Source organism: Amnibacterium sp. (assembly GCF_036559085.1).
GTDB lineage: Bacteria > Actinomycetota > Actinomycetes > Actinomycetales > Microbacteriaceae > Amnibacterium.
This window is the reverse complement of the sequence record NZ_DATBTU010000034.1, coordinates 1-16,941: the sequence shown is the minus strand read 5'-3', so window position 1 is coordinate 16,941 and position 16,941 is coordinate 1. Positions and strand designations below refer to the sequence as shown.

16 protein-coding genes are annotated in these 16,941 nt (G+C 73.1%); 6 read left to right on the top strand and 10 right to left on the bottom strand.

Features of this window, described 5'->3' with window-relative positions; all coding sequences use genetic code 11:
- Nucleotides 1-52: 52 nt before the first annotated feature.
- Nucleotides 53-877: an ammonia-dependent NAD(+) synthetase gene (gene nadE, locus VIG76_RS06315; RefSeq protein ID WP_331952231.1), complete on the top strand. Its 825-nt coding sequence runs from the start codon at nucleotides 53-55 to the stop codon at nucleotides 875-877.
- 108 nt (nucleotides 878-985) lie between these two features.
- Here the strand turns inward: nadE and VIG76_RS06310 are convergent, their stop codons facing one another.
- The 3 genes from VIG76_RS06310 to VIG76_RS06300 all read right to left on the bottom strand — a co-directional run bounded on the left by VIG76_RS06310 (nucleotide 986) and on the right by VIG76_RS06300 (nucleotide 2,927).
- The gene (locus VIG76_RS06310) at nucleotides 986-1,759 is read right to left on the bottom strand and encodes a PspA/IM30 family protein (protein ID WP_331952229.1); all 774 of its coding nucleotides are present in this window, start codon (nucleotides 1,757-1,759) and stop codon (nucleotides 986-988) included.
- Nucleotides 1,756-2,394, bottom strand: coding sequence for a hypothetical protein (locus VIG76_RS06305; RefSeq protein WP_331952227.1), 639 nt, complete (start codon nucleotides 2,392-2,394; stop codon nucleotides 1,756-1,758). The genes VIG76_RS06310 and VIG76_RS06305 overlap by 4 nt, the downstream gene beginning before the upstream one ends.
- A gap of 77 nt (nucleotides 2,395-2,471) precedes the next feature.
- The gene (locus tag VIG76_RS06300) at nucleotides 2,472-2,927 is read right to left on the bottom strand and encodes a GNAT family N-acetyltransferase (protein ID WP_331952225.1); all 456 of its coding nucleotides are present in this window, start codon (nucleotides 2,925-2,927) and stop codon (nucleotides 2,472-2,474) included.
- Nucleotides 2,928-3,081: 154 nt separating this feature from the next.
- On the opposite strand from VIG76_RS06300, the gene VIG76_RS06295 reads away from it, so the two are divergent.
- Nucleotides 3,082-3,837 (top strand): class I SAM-dependent methyltransferase, encoded by a 756-nt coding sequence (locus VIG76_RS06295; protein ID WP_331952223.1) that lies wholly within the window; start codon nucleotides 3,082-3,084, stop codon nucleotides 3,835-3,837.
- 18 nt (nucleotides 3,838-3,855) lie between these two features.
- On the opposite strand, the gene VIG76_RS06290 is transcribed toward VIG76_RS06295, so the two are convergent.
- Nucleotides 3,856-4,482 (bottom strand): hypothetical protein, encoded by a 627-nt coding sequence (locus tag VIG76_RS06290; RefSeq protein ID WP_331952221.1) that lies wholly within the window; start codon nucleotides 4,480-4,482, stop codon nucleotides 3,856-3,858.
- Between the two features lie 83 nt (nucleotides 4,483-4,565).
- Here VIG76_RS06290 and VIG76_RS06285 point away from each other — a divergent pair, with 83 nt between their 5' ends.
- Nucleotides 4,566-5,363, top strand: a complete 798-nt coding sequence (locus tag VIG76_RS06285; RefSeq protein WP_331952219.1) for a COG4705 family protein — start codon at nucleotides 4,566-4,568, stop codon at nucleotides 5,361-5,363.
- Nucleotides 5,364-5,529: 166 nt separating this feature from the next.
- Here the strand turns inward: VIG76_RS06285 and VIG76_RS06280 are convergent, their stop codons facing one another.
- From VIG76_RS06280 to VIG76_RS06270, 3 genes are all read right to left on the bottom strand, one after another.
- Nucleotides 5,530-6,531, bottom strand: a complete 1,002-nt coding sequence (locus VIG76_RS06280) for a sensor histidine kinase (RefSeq protein WP_331952217.1) — start codon at nucleotides 6,529-6,531, stop codon at nucleotides 5,530-5,532.
- A gap of 5 nt (nucleotides 6,532-6,536) precedes the next feature.
- Nucleotides 6,537-7,208 (bottom strand): response regulator transcription factor, encoded by a 672-nt coding sequence (locus VIG76_RS06275; protein ID WP_331952215.1) that lies wholly within the window; start codon nucleotides 7,206-7,208, stop codon nucleotides 6,537-6,539.
- Between the two features lie 201 nt (nucleotides 7,209-7,409).
- Nucleotides 7,410-9,107: a flavin monoamine oxidase family protein gene (locus tag VIG76_RS06270; protein WP_331952213.1), complete on the bottom strand. Its 1,698-nt coding sequence runs from the start codon at nucleotides 9,105-9,107 to the stop codon at nucleotides 7,410-7,412.
- 119 nt (nucleotides 9,108-9,226) lie between these two features.
- On the opposite strand from VIG76_RS06270, the gene VIG76_RS06265 reads away from it, so the two are divergent.
- Entirely contained in the window at nucleotides 9,227-10,576 is a 1,350-nt protein-coding gene (locus VIG76_RS06265) for a serine hydrolase domain-containing protein (RefSeq protein ID WP_331952211.1), read from the top strand.
- Nucleotides 10,577-10,665: 89 nt separating this feature from the next.
- Nucleotides 10,666-12,114 (top strand): hypothetical protein, encoded by a 1,449-nt coding sequence (locus VIG76_RS06260; RefSeq protein WP_331952209.1) that lies wholly within the window; start codon nucleotides 10,666-10,668, stop codon nucleotides 12,112-12,114.
- A gap of 10 nt (nucleotides 12,115-12,124) precedes the next feature.
- Here VIG76_RS06260 and VIG76_RS06255 read toward each other — a convergent pair whose 3' ends face one another.
- From VIG76_RS06255 to VIG76_RS06245, 3 genes are all read right to left on the bottom strand, one after another.
- Complete coding sequence (locus tag VIG76_RS06255; RefSeq protein WP_331952207.1) at nucleotides 12,125-14,896, bottom strand: LuxR C-terminal-related transcriptional regulator; 2,772 nt, start codon at nucleotides 14,894-14,896, stop codon at nucleotides 12,125-12,127.
- A gap of 230 nt (nucleotides 14,897-15,126) precedes the next feature.
- Nucleotides 15,127-15,543, bottom strand: a complete 417-nt coding sequence (locus VIG76_RS06250; protein ID WP_331952205.1) for a DUF7144 family membrane protein — start codon at nucleotides 15,541-15,543, stop codon at nucleotides 15,127-15,129.
- 283 nt (nucleotides 15,544-15,826) lie between these two features.
- Complete coding sequence (locus VIG76_RS06245) at nucleotides 15,827-16,333, bottom strand: DUF1269 domain-containing protein (protein ID WP_331952203.1); 507 nt, start codon at nucleotides 16,331-16,333, stop codon at nucleotides 15,827-15,829.
- A 402-nt stretch (nucleotides 16,334-16,735) separates the two neighbouring features.
- Here VIG76_RS06245 and VIG76_RS06240 point away from each other — a divergent pair, with 402 nt between their 5' ends.
- The gene (locus tag VIG76_RS06240) at nucleotides 16,736-16,936 is read left to right on the top strand and encodes a hypothetical protein (RefSeq protein WP_331952201.1); all 201 of its coding nucleotides are present in this window, start codon (nucleotides 16,736-16,738) and stop codon (nucleotides 16,934-16,936) included.
- Nucleotides 16,937-16,941 lie beyond the last annotated feature (5 nt).

The following is a 16,941-nucleotide window of genomic DNA, read 5'->3' as shown; positions in this document are numbered from 1 at the left end:
GTCGATCCTGCCGCTGAGCCGGGCCCTGCGCCGCTCGCCGTATCGTGGCGGCATGGCGTTCACGCGATCGGCGATCCTCGCGGACCTCGGCTCCCGTCCGACCATCGACGTCGAGGAGGAGATCGCGCGGCGTCGCGACTTCCTCGTCGACTACCTGAAGGCGTCCGGCGCGAAGGGCTTCGTGCTCGCCGTCAGCGGCGGCCAGGACTCCACCCTCGCGGGCAAGCTCTGCCAGCTCGCCGCCGAGCAGGCGCGCGAGCAGGGCCTCGAGGCGACGCTCATCACGGTGCGGCTGCCGTACGGCGTGCAGGCGGATGAGGACGACGCGCAGGCCGCGCTGCAGTTCATCGCCCCTGACGTGGTGCGCACGGTGAACATCAAGGCCACGGTCGACGCCCTCGCCGCGGACTACGAGCAGGCCGTCGGCAAGCCGGTCACCGACTTCACGAAGGGCAACACGAAGGCCCGCATCCGCATGGTCGTGCAGTACGCGATCGCCGGCGACGCCGGCGCGCTCGTCGTGGGCACCGACCACGCCGCGGAGGCGGTCACCGGCTTCTTCACGAAGTTCGGCGACGGCGGCGTGGATGTCATCCCCCTGTCCGGCCTGACGAAGAGCCAGGGCGCCGCGCTGCTGCGCCACCTCGGCGCGCCGGAGCGGCTCTACACGAAGGCCCCGACCGCGGACCTGCTCGATGCGAACCCCGGCCAGACCGACGAGGACAACCTCGGCATGACCTACCGCGACATCGACGCGTACCTGCAGGGCGCGGATGTGGATGCGGATGCGGCGGCGAGCATCGAGGCGCAGTACGCGAAGACGGAGCACAAGCGGCACCTGCCGGTCGCCCCGTCCGACACGTGGTGGCGCGAGTAGCGCTCACCCTGATCAGCCCCGGGGCGTGAGTTGCCACTTCTCGTCCTCGAAGCGCACGCTCAGGGGCCAGAAGTGGCAACCCACCCACTGATTGGCGGTGAACGCAGGTCAGGTCGTCGGCTGGCTCTCGCCCGACGGCTCGCGGCCGATGCCGAGCCATCCGGATCCGCCGGTCACCGCTCCGCGCTTGCGCTGCTCGCGCATCGCGGCGAGCTGCCGCTCGATGTCGGTGGCCGAGCGGCCCTTCGCCAGCATGTGGTCGAGGTCCTCGTCGGGCGACGCGGTGTGGTCCTGCACGACGCCGCGGGCGATCAGCTCGTCGGTGGCGGCGGCGCGGGCCTGCATCTGCAGCACCTTGTCCTTCGCCTGGTCGATCGAGCGGCCGACGCCGTTGAGGTCGCCGCTGAGCCCCGCGACGCTCTCGTTCGCCTTCACCTGAGCGGCGGACGCGGTGTAGGAGGCCTTCAGCGTCTCCTTCTGGGTGCGGAACGCGGCGACGCGTGCGGTCATCCGCCGCTCGTTCTCGAGCAGGTTCGCCTCCTGCCGCTGCAGCGAGTCGAACTGGCCGCGGAGCGCCGTGATCTCCTGCTCGAGCCCCGACCGCCGCTCGAGCGCGGTGCGGGCGAGGTCCTCGCGGCCCTGGTCCATCGCCTCCTGCGCCTGGTCGCCGAGCCGGTCGTAGCGGGCGCCGAGCTCCTGGCCCTGCAGCTCGATCCGCTTGCGCGCCGTCGTCACATCGGCGAGGCCGCGGCGCAGCTGCGCCAGCAGGTCGACCTGACGGTCGTAGCTGTCGTCGAGCGACTCCCTGGGGTCGTCGAAGCGGTCGAGCGCCCGGTTGGTCTTGATGCGGAACAGGTTCCGCATGCGCGTGGTGATGTTCATCGGCTCGCTCCTTCGCCGGTCAGTCGCGGTGGGGTGGTCGCCCCGCCGCTGAGGGTCCGGAGGCGCTCGCGCCCCGCCTTCAGGGCGATCACCTCGCGCTCGACGTCGGCGCCGAGCTCGTCCATCGAACCCTCCGACGCGGCCGCGAGCCCGTCCGCGACCGCGGCGCGCAGGCGCCGGACGTGGCGGGTCAGCTCGTCGACCCGCCACCGCAGCGGGGGAAGGGCCACCCGCAGCGTCGCGTCGTCGTCCTCGGTCTGCAGCACGCGGAGGTGCTGGTCGACGGCCGCGGCCTCCTTCTGGAGGCGCCGGAACAGCGCCGGCGTCTCGCCGGGCAGCCCGGACCGGGCATCGGCGGCGTCCATCGTCACGCGGCCGCCGTCCATCGTCCGGTGCAGCTGCAGGCGGAGCCGCGCGACCTCGCGCCGAGGCCCCGACTCGGTGAGCGAATGCATCCGCAGGGATGCGCGGGTCAGCGTGCGGCTGCGGCGGATGCGGCGGACCGTCACCGCGAACGTCACGGCGACCGCGCCGACCGCCGCGGACACGACCACCCCGCAGACCAGCAGCATCGCCCCGAGCGCGTCCAGCATGGCCGATCCAGCGGCCACGTCCATCAGATGAGTGCCGAGCACGGCGACCTCCCCTTCATGGCGGGAGGGTACGCCGGTCGCCTCGGAGACACACCACCTGCAACGGGCAGGACTTCGCCCTACTCGCCGCCGGGGCGCAGGTCGTAGGTCACCCAGTGCGTCGCGGTCGCGACCGAGTCGTAGAGGCGCCGCGCGCGGGCGTTGTCCTCCGCGGTGATCCAGCGGACGACGGATGCGCCCTCCTCGGCCGCGAGGTCCGCGATCCGCAGCACCAAGGCCCGGCCGACACCGGCGCCGCGCGCGTCCGCATCGGTGAACAGGTCGTCGAGGTAGATGCCGGTCGCGCCGGCGGAGGGGCGGAGGAACCGCCGGTAGTGCGCGAGCCCGACGAGCCGGCCGTCCCGCTCCGCCACGAACCCGAACACCTCGGCCCCGTGGTCGCGCAGCCAGCCCCAGACGCGATCGACGACCTCGTCGCTCGGCTCCAGCTCGTAGAACTCGCGGTACCCGCGGAACAGGCGCGCCCACGGCTCGTGGTCCTGCTGCTCGACGGGGCGGATGACGACGTCGCTCATGCCGCGAGGCTATCGACGGCGCCGTGGAGCGTCTTCCTCATCGCGCCGTTCCGGAGTTCCTGCGCGACACGCCGCCTTCGGCGCGCGCGGCGCGGCGTGTCATCCGATTTCTCCGGAACGGCGCGATGGCGGACCGCGGAACTAGAGTCGCCCGGTGCCGGAGTCACCCGAGAAGTCGACCCGGAACCTGTCGTTCGGGTCCGTGGCCGCCGACTACGAGCGCTACCGGCTCGAGTACCCCGACGACGTCGTCGACGCCGTGCTGCGATCCGCCGGCGGTCCCGTCCGCTCGGCGCTCGAGGTCGGGGCGGGCACGGGGAAGGCGACCCGACGCTTCGCCGCCCGCGGGCTCGCGGTGACCGCGCTCGAACCCGATCCGCGGATGGCCGAGATGCTCGCCACGACTACGCGGGAGCTGCCGGTCACCCCGATCGTGTCCACGTTCGAGGCCTTCAGCACGGCGGATCGCTTCGACCTCGTCTACGCCGCCGCGTCCTGGCACTGGGTCGACCCGGCCGTGCGGACGGCGCACGCCGCCGAGCTGCTCGCACCCGGCGGGGTGCTCGCGCTGATCGGGATGCTCGGCGACCTCGCCGACCCGGGGCTCTCCGAGGCCGTCGACGCCATCGAGCGGCGCGCGTTCCCATCGCGCGTCGGCAACACGATCAGCCCGTGGTCGATCGAGGAGCTCACCGGCCACGACGCCTTCACCGACGTCGAGCAGCGGACGCTGCAGCATCCCCTGACCTCGACGCCCGACGAGTTCATCGGGCGCCTCGGCACGGTCTCCGCCTACCTGATGCTGGACCCGGACGAGCGCGTCCGGGCCTTCGACCGGATCCGCGCGGTGCTGCCCGACCGGTTCGAGCTCGACGGCGCGGTGCAGCTTGTCCTCGCGCGCCGTCGCTGACCGCCCGGGACTGACGGCCTAGAGCTCCATCTCGGCCAGGTCGGCGTCCTCCGGCCAGACCCACGCGACGTGCCCTGCCGCCTCGTGGATCGCGCCGGTATCGACGGTACGCCGCGTCTCGGGGATGCCGTACCGCGGCCACGCGCAGACGAGCTCCATCGTGGGCAGGGGCGGCAGCCCCAGCAGCCACAGGCCGCGGTCGCCGTGGCGACGCTCCGAGTCGCCCCCGCTCGAGCTGTCTCCTGCGGCGACGAGCCGCGGCCCGGCGCCCGGTTCGCGGCGGTCGAAGGGATCGTTCGTCCTCGCGACGGCGCCGTCGCTGAACTCGATGCCGACGAGCAGCCCGTCCTGCTCGAAGTGCCGACCGGATCCGCCGAACTCGGTCCGCCCGCCCCGCTCCCACTCGGAAGCGCTCTCCGTCGTGCGCCGGACGATCCACTGCAGTTCGAAGAAGCAACCGGTGCTGTGCACGCGGATGGTCTGCACGAGCACGGCGGCCGAGTCCGAGCGGGCGAGCACGAAGGAGTCCGAGATCGGCCGGCCCAGCTCGTCGGGCGAGGGGCCGAAGATGCTCGGCGGCCGTCGATACGGCTCCCGCGTCTCCTCGGGTTCCGGCGCCTCGGGGATCGACGAGAAGAACGACACGGCCTCAGCCTGGCCGGGTCGGATGTCCGCGACAAGCCGTCGTCTTCGAGGGTTCTTCGCCGCTCTCCCGCACGATGGATCGCATGCCGAGCGGAACCCTGCGCCGCGGCGCCCTGCCGGGCGCCCAGCGCGTGCCCGACCCGACGACCTCCTTCTGGCTCATGAAGGTGCTCACCACGGGCATGGGCGAGACGACCTCCGACTTCTTCGTCAAGCGCTTCGCTCCGGAGCTCGTCGTCCCGGCCGCGCTGCTGGTGCTCGTCGTCGCCCTCGTCGTGCAGCTGCGGGTCGGCCGCTACCGGCCCACGCCCTACTGGATCGCCGCCCTGATGGTCAGCGTCTTCGGCACCATGGCCGCGGATGTGCTGCACGTCGGCCTCGGCATCCCCTACGCGGTGTCGACGGTCGTCTTCGCGGTCGCGCTGGCCGCGATCTTCGTGCTCTGGCGTCGCGTCGAGGGCACGCTCTCGGTGCACGAGATCCGCACGCCGCGCCGCGAGCGGTTCTACTGGGCGGTCGTGATGGCCACGTTCGCCCTCGGCACCGCGGCAGGCGACCTCACCGCCACGACCCTGCACCTCGGCTACCTCGGCTCGGGCGTGCTGTTCGGGATCGCGTTCGCCCTGCCCGGGATCTGGTTCGCCGTCACGCACCGCGCGCCGGTCGCGACCTTCTGGACCGCCTACGTGCTGACCCGCCCGCTCGGCGCCTCGTTCGCGGACTACTTCGCGGTGTCGCCGGCCCGTGGCGGCCTCGACCTCGGCTCGGGCCCGGTCAGCGCCGTGCTGCTCGGGGTGTTCGTCATCGGCCTCGCCGTGCTGGCAGCCCGCCACCGGGCCGTGGCGCCGGTCGGCGCCGCGCTGGACGGCGCCGGGTCCTGAGGCGCGCATGAGCGCCTGATCGCCGCATCCGTATCCCCACGGCGCAGCACGCGGCTGGTCCGCTTCGGGCTGGTCGGCGGCGGCGGGTTCCTCGGCGTCGTGGGGCTCGGCACCGCGGTGCGCTTCGGGCCCCCCCGCTCCTGGGTCCACCGCCCCCGCTGACCGCTCAGCCGCGGGCGACCGGCAGCTCGAGCCGCATCACGGTCCCGTCGGATCCCGTGCGCTCGACCTCGACCCGGCCGCCGTTGCGGGCGGCGAGGTCGCGGACCAGCGCGAGCCCGAGCCCGAAGCTGCGCCGCTGCGTCACCCCGGCCGTCCCCGCGGCATGCGCGAATCGGTCGAACACCTGGTCGGGCGCCAGATCGCGGATCCCGGAGCCCTGATCGGCCACCCGGATCGCGACCCGGCCGTGCTCCAGCGACGTCCGCACCGTGACGGTCGTGCCGTCCGGTGAATGCGCGATCGCGTTGTCGAGCAGCACCACGAGGCAGCGCCGCAGGCCGACCTCGTTGATGGTCACCCTCGCCTCGCCCTGCACGTCGGCGACGACCTCGATCCGCCGCTGCTCGGCGAGCATCCGCATGTCCGCGACGACGCCGTGGACGACCGCACGGATGTCGGAGCCGTTCCGCACGCCGGCGCGGAGCTCGTTCGCGGACGACTCGGCGACCAGCAGCAGGTCGGTGACGAGGTCGATCATCGCCCTCGTGTCCGCCCGCGCCGACCCGAGCGCCTCCGCGTACGGCTCGCCGCGCTCCAGCCGGCGTCCGAGCACCTGCAGGCGGGAGTCGAGCACGGTGAGCGGCGTGCGCAGCTCGTGGCTGGCGTCGGCGACGAACGACCGCTGCATCCGCAGCGCGGTGCCGAGCGGCGTCACCGCCCGGCGGGCGATCGCGAGGCTCGAGAGCCCGACCAGCACGATCGCGACCAGCCCGAGCACGACGAGTGCGACGAGCATCTGGTTCGCGTCGACGTAGATCTTCTCCTCGCCGGGGGCGGGCCTCTCCAGCCGCTCGGTCGGGCGGGACTGCTGCAGGATGAAGGTGACCGCGAGCCCGACGATGACGACCACGAGGCCGGCCGAGACCGCCACGACGCGCCATGCGGTCTGCCGTGCCGCCGCCCGGACCGCCGCGGCGTCGCTGTCCAGGCGGTCGTCGCGGCGCACGGCGCTCAGATCGCCCCCAGCCGGTAGCCGACGCCGCGGACGGTCGTGATGATGTCCCGCTCGGTCTTGCGCCGGATGTAGTGCACGTAGGTGTCGACGGTGCCGAGCGAGTCGCCGGAGGCGAAGACCTCGCGGAGGATCCGCTCGCGGGAGAGCGTCTGGTTCGGGTGCCGCGCGAGCAGGTGCAGCAGCTGCGCCTCGGTCTCCGTGAGCACGATGCGGCCCTCGTAGGGCGAGTTGAGGATGCGGCTGAGGGGCCGGAACTCCCAGTCCCCGATGAGGATGGGCGACTCGCCCTCGTCGTGCACGCGCGTGATGGCCCGGATCCGCGCCTGCAGCTCCGCGACCTCGAACGGCTTCACCAGGTAGTCGTCCGCGCCGGCGTCGAGGCCGACCACGCGGTCCTCCAGGGATCCGAGCGCGGTGAGCAGGATGATCGGCACCGCGACACCGCGGCGGCGGAGGCGCCGCACCACCTCGAGCCCGTCGATCCCGGGCAGGCGGCGGTCGAGCACGACGGCGAAGAAGTCGCCGTGCAGCGCGGCCTCGAAGCCCGCCTCGCCGTCGGTGACGAGCGTCACCGAGTAGGCGTCGGAGAGCATCTCGGCCGTGAGCGGCCCGATGTCGGGGTCGTCCTCGACGAGGAGCAGGTGCGGTCTGTGCTCCGCTGCGTTCATGCGAGGACCTCCGTCACCGGTCGGCCGGCGAGCGGCGCGGCCGTCCCGAGGTGCGGTGCTGCAGGGCGCGGCCGCGCCCGGAAGGGGGAGCCTGCACCGGTCACCCCTCGATTCTGGGCCCGAACGGCGAAGAGAGCGCGAAGAAGACCGGCCGACCGTGGACTCGACCCCCGGCAGGGCCGTCCCGCCGCCGGGCCGACGTCAGCCCGCCTGGTCGAGGTCGATCGGCGCGAGGGTGGGCCACACCTCGCCGGGCCCCGGGTTCGCCGGGGCCGCGCTGCCGCCGAGGTGCCGCACGGTGCCCCACACGGCGTTCAGCGCGGTCGTCACGGCGCCCTCCGCCCATCCGGCGGTGAAGGAGATGTCGTCGCCGGCGAGGAAGATCCCCCGCTGGTGCTCCGGCAGGTCGTCCTGCACGAAGTGGCCGAAGAGGCGGCGCTGGTACCGGTACTGCCCCGGCAGGTTGTTCTTGAACGCGCCCATGAAGTTCGGGTCCGACTCCCACGACACGGTGATCGGCTCACCGACGATGTGCGAGGCGATGTCGACGTCCGGATAGATCTGCCGCAGGGAGTGCAGCATCAGGGTCACGCGCTCGTCCGCCGTGAGGGACAGCCACTTCAGGGCGTCGTCGTTCCAGGTGTAGGAGAGCAGGATCACGGCCGGCTGGTCGGGGCCGTTGTCGAGCAGGTAGGTGGCCCGAGGCATCCGGTCGGTCAGCGTCATGCTGAGCACCCGCCGCCCGGTCTCGGGGTCGCGGTCGTTCCAGAACGGCCGGTCGACCATCACGAAGGTCTTCGACGACTGCATGTAGTGGCTGCGCTCGATCGCGGTCCACATCTCGGGGCTGAAGAGCCGCTCCTCCGTGTGGATGCGCGCGGAGAGCAGCCAGGACTGACAGGTGACGACGGCCGCGTCGAACGCCGTCGCCTTGCCCCACTTCTCGGTGACCTCGATGCGGCCGTCCGCGTCGCGGAGGATCGTGGCGACCGCGCCGCGCGGGCTGCCGCCATGGAGGCTCGCGAGCGACGTGCCGGCCGGCCAGTGCGCGAGCTGCTCGGGGGCGTGGTTCCAGAGCGCCTCCGGCAGCCGCTGCGCACCGCCGACGATGCCGCGGTGGTCGTCGTCGGCGCCGGTGTAGACGACGCGCAGGATCTCGAGCATGGAGTTCGGGAAGTCCGTGTCCCAGCCGCCGCTGCCGAACCCGACCTGCCCGAAGGCCTCGCGGTGGGCGAAGGAGCGCTCGCGGAACGCGGCGCTCTGCGCGACGAAGCCGTAGAACGTGGTCTCGTCGAGCGAGGCGACGAGCCGGTTCCAGAGCCGCTTGATCTCCGGCACGTCCCGGCGGCGGAGCGCGTCCTGCATCGGGCCGAAGTCGGCCTCCTCCTCGAGCGCGCGCGTCCAGGCGTCCGCGACCTCGGTGAAGAACTCCGGCAGGTCCGCGGCGGTCTCCGCGTAGTACGACCGGCCCCCGAGCTCGAGCACGGTGCTCGGGGTGGCCGGGGCGAGCGGATTCGGGAAGGCCGACGTCTCGAGGCCGAGCAGGTCGACGTAGTGGTAGAAGGAGCGCCCGGAGGTGGGGAACCGCATCCCGCCGAGGTCGGCGCGGACGTCTGGCGCGCCGGGGAAGGCCGCGGTGCGGAGCCGGCCGCCGATCTGCGCGGACTCGAAGATCACCGGCTGGAGTCCCAGCTTCATCAGCTCGTAGGCCGCCACGAGCCCGGAGAGGCCGGCGCCGATCACCGCGACCTTCGTGCCGTACCGCTCGGGTGGAACGGCGCCGAGGCCGGCCGGGTGCTGGAGGTGGCGGTCGTAGCTGAACGGGAAGTCCGGGTTCAGCATCGTGAGCGGCTGGTCGGCGTCCGACGGACGGGATGCGGAGAAGGTGGCGAGGGTCATCGGTTCTCGTTCGGTGGGGCCGCCCGGGCGAGCGGCGGCTCCACCCTAGGCGGGGAGGCGCCACGGCCTCGATCGGCGGAGTCGGGGCGGACGCAGCACCGGCTCCTAGCATCGGGAGCGTGCGATACGAGCTGCTGGACACGACCCGACGGACCCTCGACCGGATGGCCGTGGAGGCGCAACGGGTCAGCAGGACACCGGCGCTCGCGGCGGGCGTCGCGCATCGCGGCGACCTGCTCTGGTCGGCCGGCGTCGGCACGGCCGACCTCGCGGACCCGTCCGTGCCGCTCGGCGTCGACACGCAGTTCCTCATCGCCAGCAACACCAAGACGTTCACCGCCGTGATGGTGCTGCAGCTGCGCGACGAGGGGCGGCTGCGCCTCGACGACCACGTGGACGACCTGCTGCCGGGCAGCGCGCATCCGGGTGTCACGGTGCGGCAGCTGCTCGCGCACGCGAGCGGGATGCAGCGGGAGCCGGTCGCGGCGGAGTTCTGGGACTCGCTCGAGGTGCCGCCGACGGAGCGCTTCGTCGAGGACTGGAACGCGAAGGAGCGGGTGCTTGAACCGCACACCGCCTGGCACTACAGCAACCTCGGCTACCTCGTGCTCGGCCAGATCGTGGCGCGGCTCGACGGCCGCTCCTGGGCGGAGAGCCTGCAGGCGCGCCTGCTCGACCCGGTGGGCCTGCGGGACACGACCCTCGAGCCGCGGCCGCCGCAGGCCGGCCTCTACTACGTCCCGCCCTTCACGGACGTGCCGGTCGACGAGCCGATCCTGTTCACGGGCATCCTCGCCGCGGCGGGCGGGCTCGCGAGCACGGTGGCCGACCTGGTCAGGTGGCACGCGTTCCTGCTCGATCCCGACGAGTCCGTGCTCCGGAAGGACACCCTCACCGAGATGCTGGAGCCGCACGCGGTGCGCGACGACCGGTTCAACGGCGCGCAGGGGCTCGGCTTCGCGGTCGTCCGGCGGGACGGGCGCACCTGGTTCGGCCACACGGGCGGCGCACCGGGCGGCATCACCGGCGCGTACTCGGACCGGGAGTCGGGCCTCACCGCCGTCGTCCTGATGAACAACAGCGTCGCGAAGGACCCGGAGGGCACCGCGATCGGCCTCGCCGAGCACGTCGCGGCGCACGACGCGGCGCCGCTGACCCCCTGGACGCCGGGCACGACCGCGCCCGCGGACCTGCTGCCGCTCGTCGGCGTGTGGTTCTCCGAGGGCTCCGCGTTCGTGTTCCGAATCCGCGAGGGCCGACTCGAGGCCGTCGTCGGCGGGGCCGACCCGTCCCTCGCGCCCTCCGTGTTCGAGCGGACCGGGCCGGACGCCTTCCGCACCGTCTCGGGACGTGAGCGCGGCGAGCGGCTCGTGGTCCACCGCCGCGAGGACGGATCGATCCGCCTGCTCGCCTGGGCGACCTACCGGTTCACGCGCGAGCCGCTGGGGTTCGGCGAACGCGCGATCTGACCCAGGGTTCCCCGGGGTCCCGCGCGCCGGGTTCAGCGCCGCGGGCGTGGCCTGGTCGGGCCGAGCCCACTCGCCGCGAGAGTGAGGGCGTGCGCCTGCTCTCCTCCATCGCCGCCCTCGCCGTCGCCGCCTGCCTCGCCGTCGTGCCGGTCACCGCAGCGGTCGCTGCCCCCGCGGATGCGCCGGGTGCGGACGTCTCGTGGCCGCAGTGCGGAGACCCGGTGACCACGACGCTGCCGCTGCCCACGACGCACGCGTTCGGCGTCGTCGGAGTCAACGGCCCGAACGACGAGCACGGGAACACCACGAACAGCTGTCTGGCGGCCGAGCTCACGTGGGCGAGCGGCTCGGCGGGCTCCGCTCAGCAGCCGACGACGTCGCTGTACGTCATGGCGCAGGACCCGGGCAAGGACGCGTCGTGGTGGCCGAACTCGAATTCGACGAGATCGGGAACCGCCGTCAGCGATCCCTACGGGACCTGCACGCCCGGCCAGGAGACCAAGGCGTGCGCCTACGTGTACGGCTACTCGATCGCGGAGCTGGACACGCAGCGGATCTCTGCGCCAGCAGCCCCGTACTTCTGGTGGATCGACGTCGAGGGAGGTCCCTCCATCTCCGACGGTCCGTCCTGGCTCCCGGACACCGCGGTGAACAGCGCCGACATCGAGGGGATGGTGGCCGGGTTCGCGGCCGCCCACGCGCGGACCGGGCTCTACTCGACGACGATCCAGTGGAAGGGCATCGCGGGCACGACCGCCGCCACGAGTCCCCTGGCCGGGCTGCCCAACTGGATCGCCGGCCTCGGCGATGCGGGCTCCGCGGCGGCGAACTGCTACTCGACCGCCTTCACCCCCAGGAGCTCCGTCTCGGTCGCGCAGTACCAGGCGACGTTCCAGGGCCGTATCCAGGACTACGACGCGTCCTGCCATCGGCTCACGGCCACCCCGACTCCGACGGTGTCCGGCCGGGTCGCGGTGAACCAGACCCTCACCGTGCACACCGGCACCTGGTCGCCCGCTCCCGTCTCGCTGCACGTGCAGTGGACCCGGGACGGCAAGGCGATCTCCGGCGCGATCGGGTCCACCTACCGGACCGTCGTCGCGGACGCCGGGCACCAGGTCCGTGCCGTCGTGACCGGTTCGAAGACCGGCTACACGCCGCGCGCGATGACCAGCGCCGCGGTGAAGATCGCCGTCCCCGTCTCCAGGCTCACGCAGCCGCACACGCTCAGCGCCGGCCAGACGCTCCTCGCGCCGAACGGCCGCTACCACCTCACGCAGCAGTCGGACGGGAACCTCGTCCTCTACAAGGACACCGGCAGGGCGATCTGGAACACGCACACCTTCGGCAAGGGCTACCGCACCACGATGCAGGCCGACGGGAACCTCGTCGTCTCCACCTCCACGCACCACGCGGTGTGGGCGTCCCGCACGTACGGCAAGCACGCGACGTACGCCGCCATGCAGTCCGACGGCAACTTCGTCCTCTACACCTCGGCGGGCAAGCCGGTGTGGGCGACCCGCACCAACGGGAAGTAGCGACCCCGGCTCACAGCAGGTGGGACGTCCGCGCCACCGCGAGCGCCTCGCTGCGGCGGCTGACGGCGAGCTTGGCGTACAGGCTCGACACGTGCGTCTTCACCGTGTTCTCGCTGACGATGAGGTTGGCCGCGATGTCGGCGTAGGTCGAGCCCCGCGCCAGCTCGTGGAGCACGTCGCGTTCCCGCGGGCTGAGCAGCGGCGCCACGACCGGCGCTGCGGCGTGGGCGCGCTCCTGGGCGGTCGCGGTGACCGGCCCGAAGAAGGCCCCGAGCCCGAGGTGCTGGGCCGACGCCGCGGCGAGGTCCCGCACCCAGTCCGTGGGTCGAGCGGCCTCGAGGCGCTCCAGCAGGGTCGGCATCGGGGTGCCGGACCGGCTCCAGCCGAGGAACGGCACGGCGTACCGCGTCACCTCGGTCGCCAGCGCCGCCGCCGCCAGAAGCCGGTCGGCCTCGTCGTGCCGCCCCAGCGCGTCGACGAGCTGCGCGCGGCAGGCGAGCGCCATCGGGACGACGCCGGGCTGCGCGGCCTCCCCGGCGGTCGTCGTCCGCCGCCACAGCTCGTCGGCGCGGTGCTGGTCGCCGACCAGGTCCGCCAGGATGCCCGCGACGAACGCCGCCTCGGCGGGCGCATCGAGCGCGCCGAGATCCTGAGCCAGCTTCCGAAGCCGGTCCCGGTCCGTGGCCAGCCCGGCCGCCATCGCCCGAGCGATGAGGGCGGCGATGCGCAGGTGCCGGGGTACCGACGGGGTCTCGACGGGGACGTCGAGCACGTGCTCGGCCTCGACGACCGAGCCGCAGGCCAACGACCGCCGCGCCGTCAGCAGGTGCGCCCAGAACTTCGTGGTGAGGTCCGCCTCATGCACGGGGTAGCGCCTCGGGGTGGGCTGGAGCGGGGCGGTCGGCCAGGGCAGGTCCTCGATCTGGATGAGCTCGAGCGCCACCATCACCCGCGCCGTGGTGGTGGAGGGCTGCCACGGCGCGGCGGCGAGGATCTGGAGGCTCTCCTCGGCGAGGTCCACCCCGACATGGGGCCGCCCGAGCATGTACTCGGTGAACACGAGGTGGGACAGCGCTTCCGCCCGCAGCCCCGTGAGGGCCTCGTGGCGGCAGGCGAGCGCCGCGGCGCTCAGGTGCACCTCGGCCTGCGCGAGCTGGCCGAGCCAGTTCTCCGTGATCCCGAGCTCGAGCAGCAGCAGCGTCAGCACCGGCGAGCTCGCCGACGCGCTGTGCTCCGCGGCCACCGCCCTCCGGGCGCGCTCGAGCGCGGCGGATGCGGACTCGACCCCGAGCCGGGAGCGGAGCAGCCCGATGCACGCGGCCTCGGCGCCCGGCTCCTCCCCCGCGACCCGGCGGCTCGTGACGATGCGGTCCATCCAGCGGCATGCGCCGGTCACGTCGCCCGCCACCCACCGCTCGTAGGCGACGCTGAACCAGGTCCCCGGGTGCTCGTCGATCTCGGTCGGATACGCCCGCGCGAAGCGACGGATCGCCACACCGTGCCCGCCCAGCTGCAACGCGAGTCCGTGCTCGGCCAGGACATCGGCCGCCTCCCGGACCTCGCCATAGGCGACCAGCCGTCGGAAGGACGGAGCGATCTCGCCTCGGGCGAGGTCGAGGTGCACCGCTCGCAGCACCGCGCCGCGGGCGCGGGAGACGTCCACGCCACCCGCCACGAGCCGGCGGCGGGTGACCTCCGCGAGCAGCGGATGGATCTTGAAGACCGCCGGTGACTCGTCCTCGCCCGTCTGGTCCGCAGGATCGGCCGCGGCCCGCGGGCCGGCCCCGCCGGAGCGGGTGACGAGCAGCCCGGTCGCCTCGAGGTCCGCCAGGAGCTCGCCGGCGCGCGGATCGTGCGTCAGGCGCTCCGCGGTGGGGACGGTGACCGCCTGCTCGGCGCCCAGGCAGAGCAGCAGGTGCCGCTGGCGCTCGGTCAGCGTGCTGAACACCTCGGTGACCACCCGGTCCGCGACCGCCGGCCCTCGACGGCCGAGGCGCTCGGCGGCCACGGCGGGATCGGGTGCTGCACCGACCGCCCTGGCCGTCAGCACGACCGCGGCGCACCAGCCCTGCGCGTGCGCGGTGATGGCATGGAGGACGGCGGGCGAGGCCGTCCGGGCATGCCGCCTCGCGAGCGCCGTCGCTTCGGCCTCGTCGAGGCGGAGCACGTCGCCGCGCAGCACGGTGAGGTTGCCGAGCAGCTCGGGGATGAGCCGGCTGAACGGCAGGTCCCAGCGGGAGAGCAGCACCACGTGCAGCGACTCGGGGTCCTGGTTCAGCAGGTCGTCGAGGGCGCGGATCGTCGCGGCGGGCACGTGCTCCGCGTCGTCGATGACCAGCAGGTCCCCGACCGGCGGCGGAGCGGCGGCGGCTCCGGGCTCCGACGCCCGGCTGCCGGCTTCCGTCGCGGCGAGCAGCCGACGCAGCGCGCCCGGTCCGAGTGCCGGGGTCGCGGTGACCCAGAGCGTCGACGCCGACCGCCCGGTCGCACGCAGCCAGCCGGCCACCCCGAGCGTCTTGCCGGCGCCGGCGGGGGCGACGACCGAGGTGACGGCACTCCTCGCCGCGTCCTCGAGCCGCGCGTCGAGCGCCGGCCGGGCCATGTGGTCCCTCGGCAGCGCCGGCGGCCGGCTCCGCTCGACGAGGTCGAGGTAGGGCCGCATGAGGGGCTCCCCAGCACGGACGGTGATCGCCACGGTGCGCCGCCAGGCGGGGTGATCGGCCGGGCCGACGCCGTCTCCCCGGTCCTCGGCATGCTCGACCGGTGATGGGTGGTTGGTCATCGTTCCCCCGATGCACGTGCGTCGAGGGCCCCGACGCCCATGGAGCGGGGTCCGAGACCTCGTGCGCTGCTGTTCCGCGCCGCCGAGGTCCGGGTGGCGCGCTCGTCACGGTAGGTGGCGGCCGAACGGGCTCACATCACCCCGGAGGAACGATGCCGAAAGGCCCTTCCCAGCGCTCCTGAGAGGCGCGGGAAGGGCCTGCGGTCGTGCGCCGGCGGTGCGGCACGGGCTCAGCGGCGGGACAGCTGGTCGCCGAGCGACCAGATGATCGCGACGTCGATCGCGATGATCGTGAGCGACCAGATCGGCTGGTACGGGATGAACAGGAAGCTCGTCACCGTCGAGCAGGCGGCGATCGCGATGCCGACGCCCATCGCCCAGGTCTTGCCGAACAGCAGCGCACCCCCGGTGATCAGGGCCAGGACGCCGAGCACGACGTGGATCCAGCCCCATGCGGTCAGGTCGAGCTGGAAGATCCAGTTCGGCGCGTTGATGAACACCTTGTCGTTCAGGACGGCGGCGAAGCCCTCAGCGAGCTGGAAGAGCCCGATGATGAACAGTCCTGTTCCGGCGAACACGGAGATGCCGACCGCCCAGGCGCCCCGAGTCGTCTCCTCATACGCCTCTCGTGAAGTCGTCGCGCTCATGGTGCGTCCTCTCGGATCGGATCGGATCGTTCGGTCGAGGTCTCGGATGTCGCAGGCTGTCGCGCTGCGCGGTGGCGACGCTAGAGCGGCCGCGAGGGCCCTCGCGTCACCCGAATCGGGCCACGGCCCGCGGGTTCGGCCGGGGGGCCGGCCTTTCGCCGGGGGCGCGGGCCCACGGTCGACCGCGCGACGCCCCACCCCGGTCGACAGCGTGCCGATGGCGATCACCAGGAGCACCTGGACGATCCGTGGCCGGCGCCGCCGACCGTGCAGGTGGGGGACGTCATTCCGCGAAGACGTCCCGGAGTGCCGCTTCCTGCTCACCCGTCAGGTTCGTGAAGAGCAGCTCGGGGCGGTGCGCCCCGAAGGCATCCTTGATCTTGTCGATGACGGCGTCGGACGACATCACGAACAGCGCGGACGTGCCGGGGGTCACCTGGTCGCGGATCCGGTTGATGAACCGGTCGTCGATCCCGACGTCGGTCAGCGAGCCGGCGAGCCCTCCCGCCGCGGCGCCGATCGCGGCGCCGAGGAGCGGGACGAAGAAGATCAGGCCGAAGAGCATGCCCCAGAACGCGCCGCCGAGCGCTCCGGCGCCGGCGAGGTTGTGCAGCTGCCGGGTCTTCGGCTTCTTCTTGCCCTCCTCCCACTCGACGATCGCGGCGTCCACGATCACCACGAGGTCGGCGCGGGCGAGCTCCGCCAGGGTCTCCGACGCCTGCGTCGCCCCCGACGCCGTGTCGAACTTCCACACCGTCAGGGTGGCCGAATCGCTTCTCGTGTCCTGCATGTCTCTCCTCGGATCGTCGCGTGCGGGTGGCCCCGCCCCCCGCGCTGCGGCGGCCGGTCGGGGATCCGTGCCGCAGCGGCCGCCTCGACGAGGGCCGGCCGGCGGTCACGGCCCCAGCATCCGGCGGCCGCACGGCCGGGTGCTCACCCCTGCGGGGTGATCGCCGCGTCGGGCGCTCCTCGAGAGCGCCCCCGGCACGCCGCATCCGCTGGTCCGTTTCCGGTGATGCTCGGCCCCGTGGCCCCGTCTAGCGTTCGACACGGATCGGTGGACCCTTCAGTCGCCATCGCACCTCGGGAGCGACATGACCACGGCATCGCGAGGCCCTCGGCCGGACTCCCCTCGGGCTGCTGCGGAGGCGACGGACGACCACGGCGCGAGCGCCGCATCCGGGGTCCGCTGATGACCCGCACGCTGATCCGCGTGGACGGCGACCTCACGGACGAGCTGATGAGCGCCTTCCCGCACCTGCAGTCGACCAGGCAGCGGGCCCAGACCACGATCACGGGCGACGTCGAGGACCAGGAGGAGCTCCAGGGCGTCCTGAACTTCCTCACCTCCCTGGGGGTCGGCGTGCTCGAGGTCATCACCATCCCCAACTGAGCGCC

Excerpts from the sequence above, each read along its gene's own strand:
- VIG76_RS06255 (WP_331952207.1), bottom strand. The coding sequence starts at position 14,896 with ATGACCAACCACCCATCACCGGTCGAGCATGCCGAGGACCGGGGAGAC.
- nadE (WP_331952231.1), top strand. The coding sequence starts at position 53 with ATGGCGTTCACGCGATCGGCGATCCTCGCGGACCTCGGCTCCCGTCCG.
- VIG76_RS06250 (WP_331952205.1), bottom strand. The coding sequence starts at position 15,543 with ATGAGCGCGACGACTTCACGAGAGGCGTATGAGGAGACGACTCGGGGC.
- VIG76_RS06300 (WP_331952225.1), bottom strand. The coding sequence starts at position 2,927 with ATGAGCGACGTCGTCATCCGCCCCGTCGAGCAGCAGGACCACGAGCCG.
- VIG76_RS06245 (WP_331952203.1), bottom strand. The coding sequence starts at position 16,333 with ATGCAGGACACGAGAAGCGATTCGGCCACCCTGACGGTGTGGAAGTTC.
- VIG76_RS06270 (WP_331952213.1), bottom strand. The coding sequence starts at position 9,107 with ATGACCCTCGCCACCTTCTCCGCATCCCGTCCGTCGGACGCCGACCAG.
- VIG76_RS06285 (WP_331952219.1), top strand. The coding sequence starts at position 4,566 with ATGCCGAGCGGAACCCTGCGCCGCGGCGCCCTGCCGGGCGCCCAGCGC.
- VIG76_RS06275 (WP_331952215.1), bottom strand. The coding sequence starts at position 7,208 with ATGAACGCAGCGGAGCACAGACCGCACCTGCTCCTCGTCGAGGACGAC.
- VIG76_RS06310 (WP_331952229.1), bottom strand. The coding sequence starts at position 1,759 with ATGAACATCACCACGCGCATGCGGAACCTGTTCCGCATCAAGACCAAC.
- VIG76_RS06240 (WP_331952201.1), top strand. The coding sequence starts at position 16,736 with ATGACCCGCACGCTGATCCGCGTGGACGGCGACCTCACGGACGAGCTG.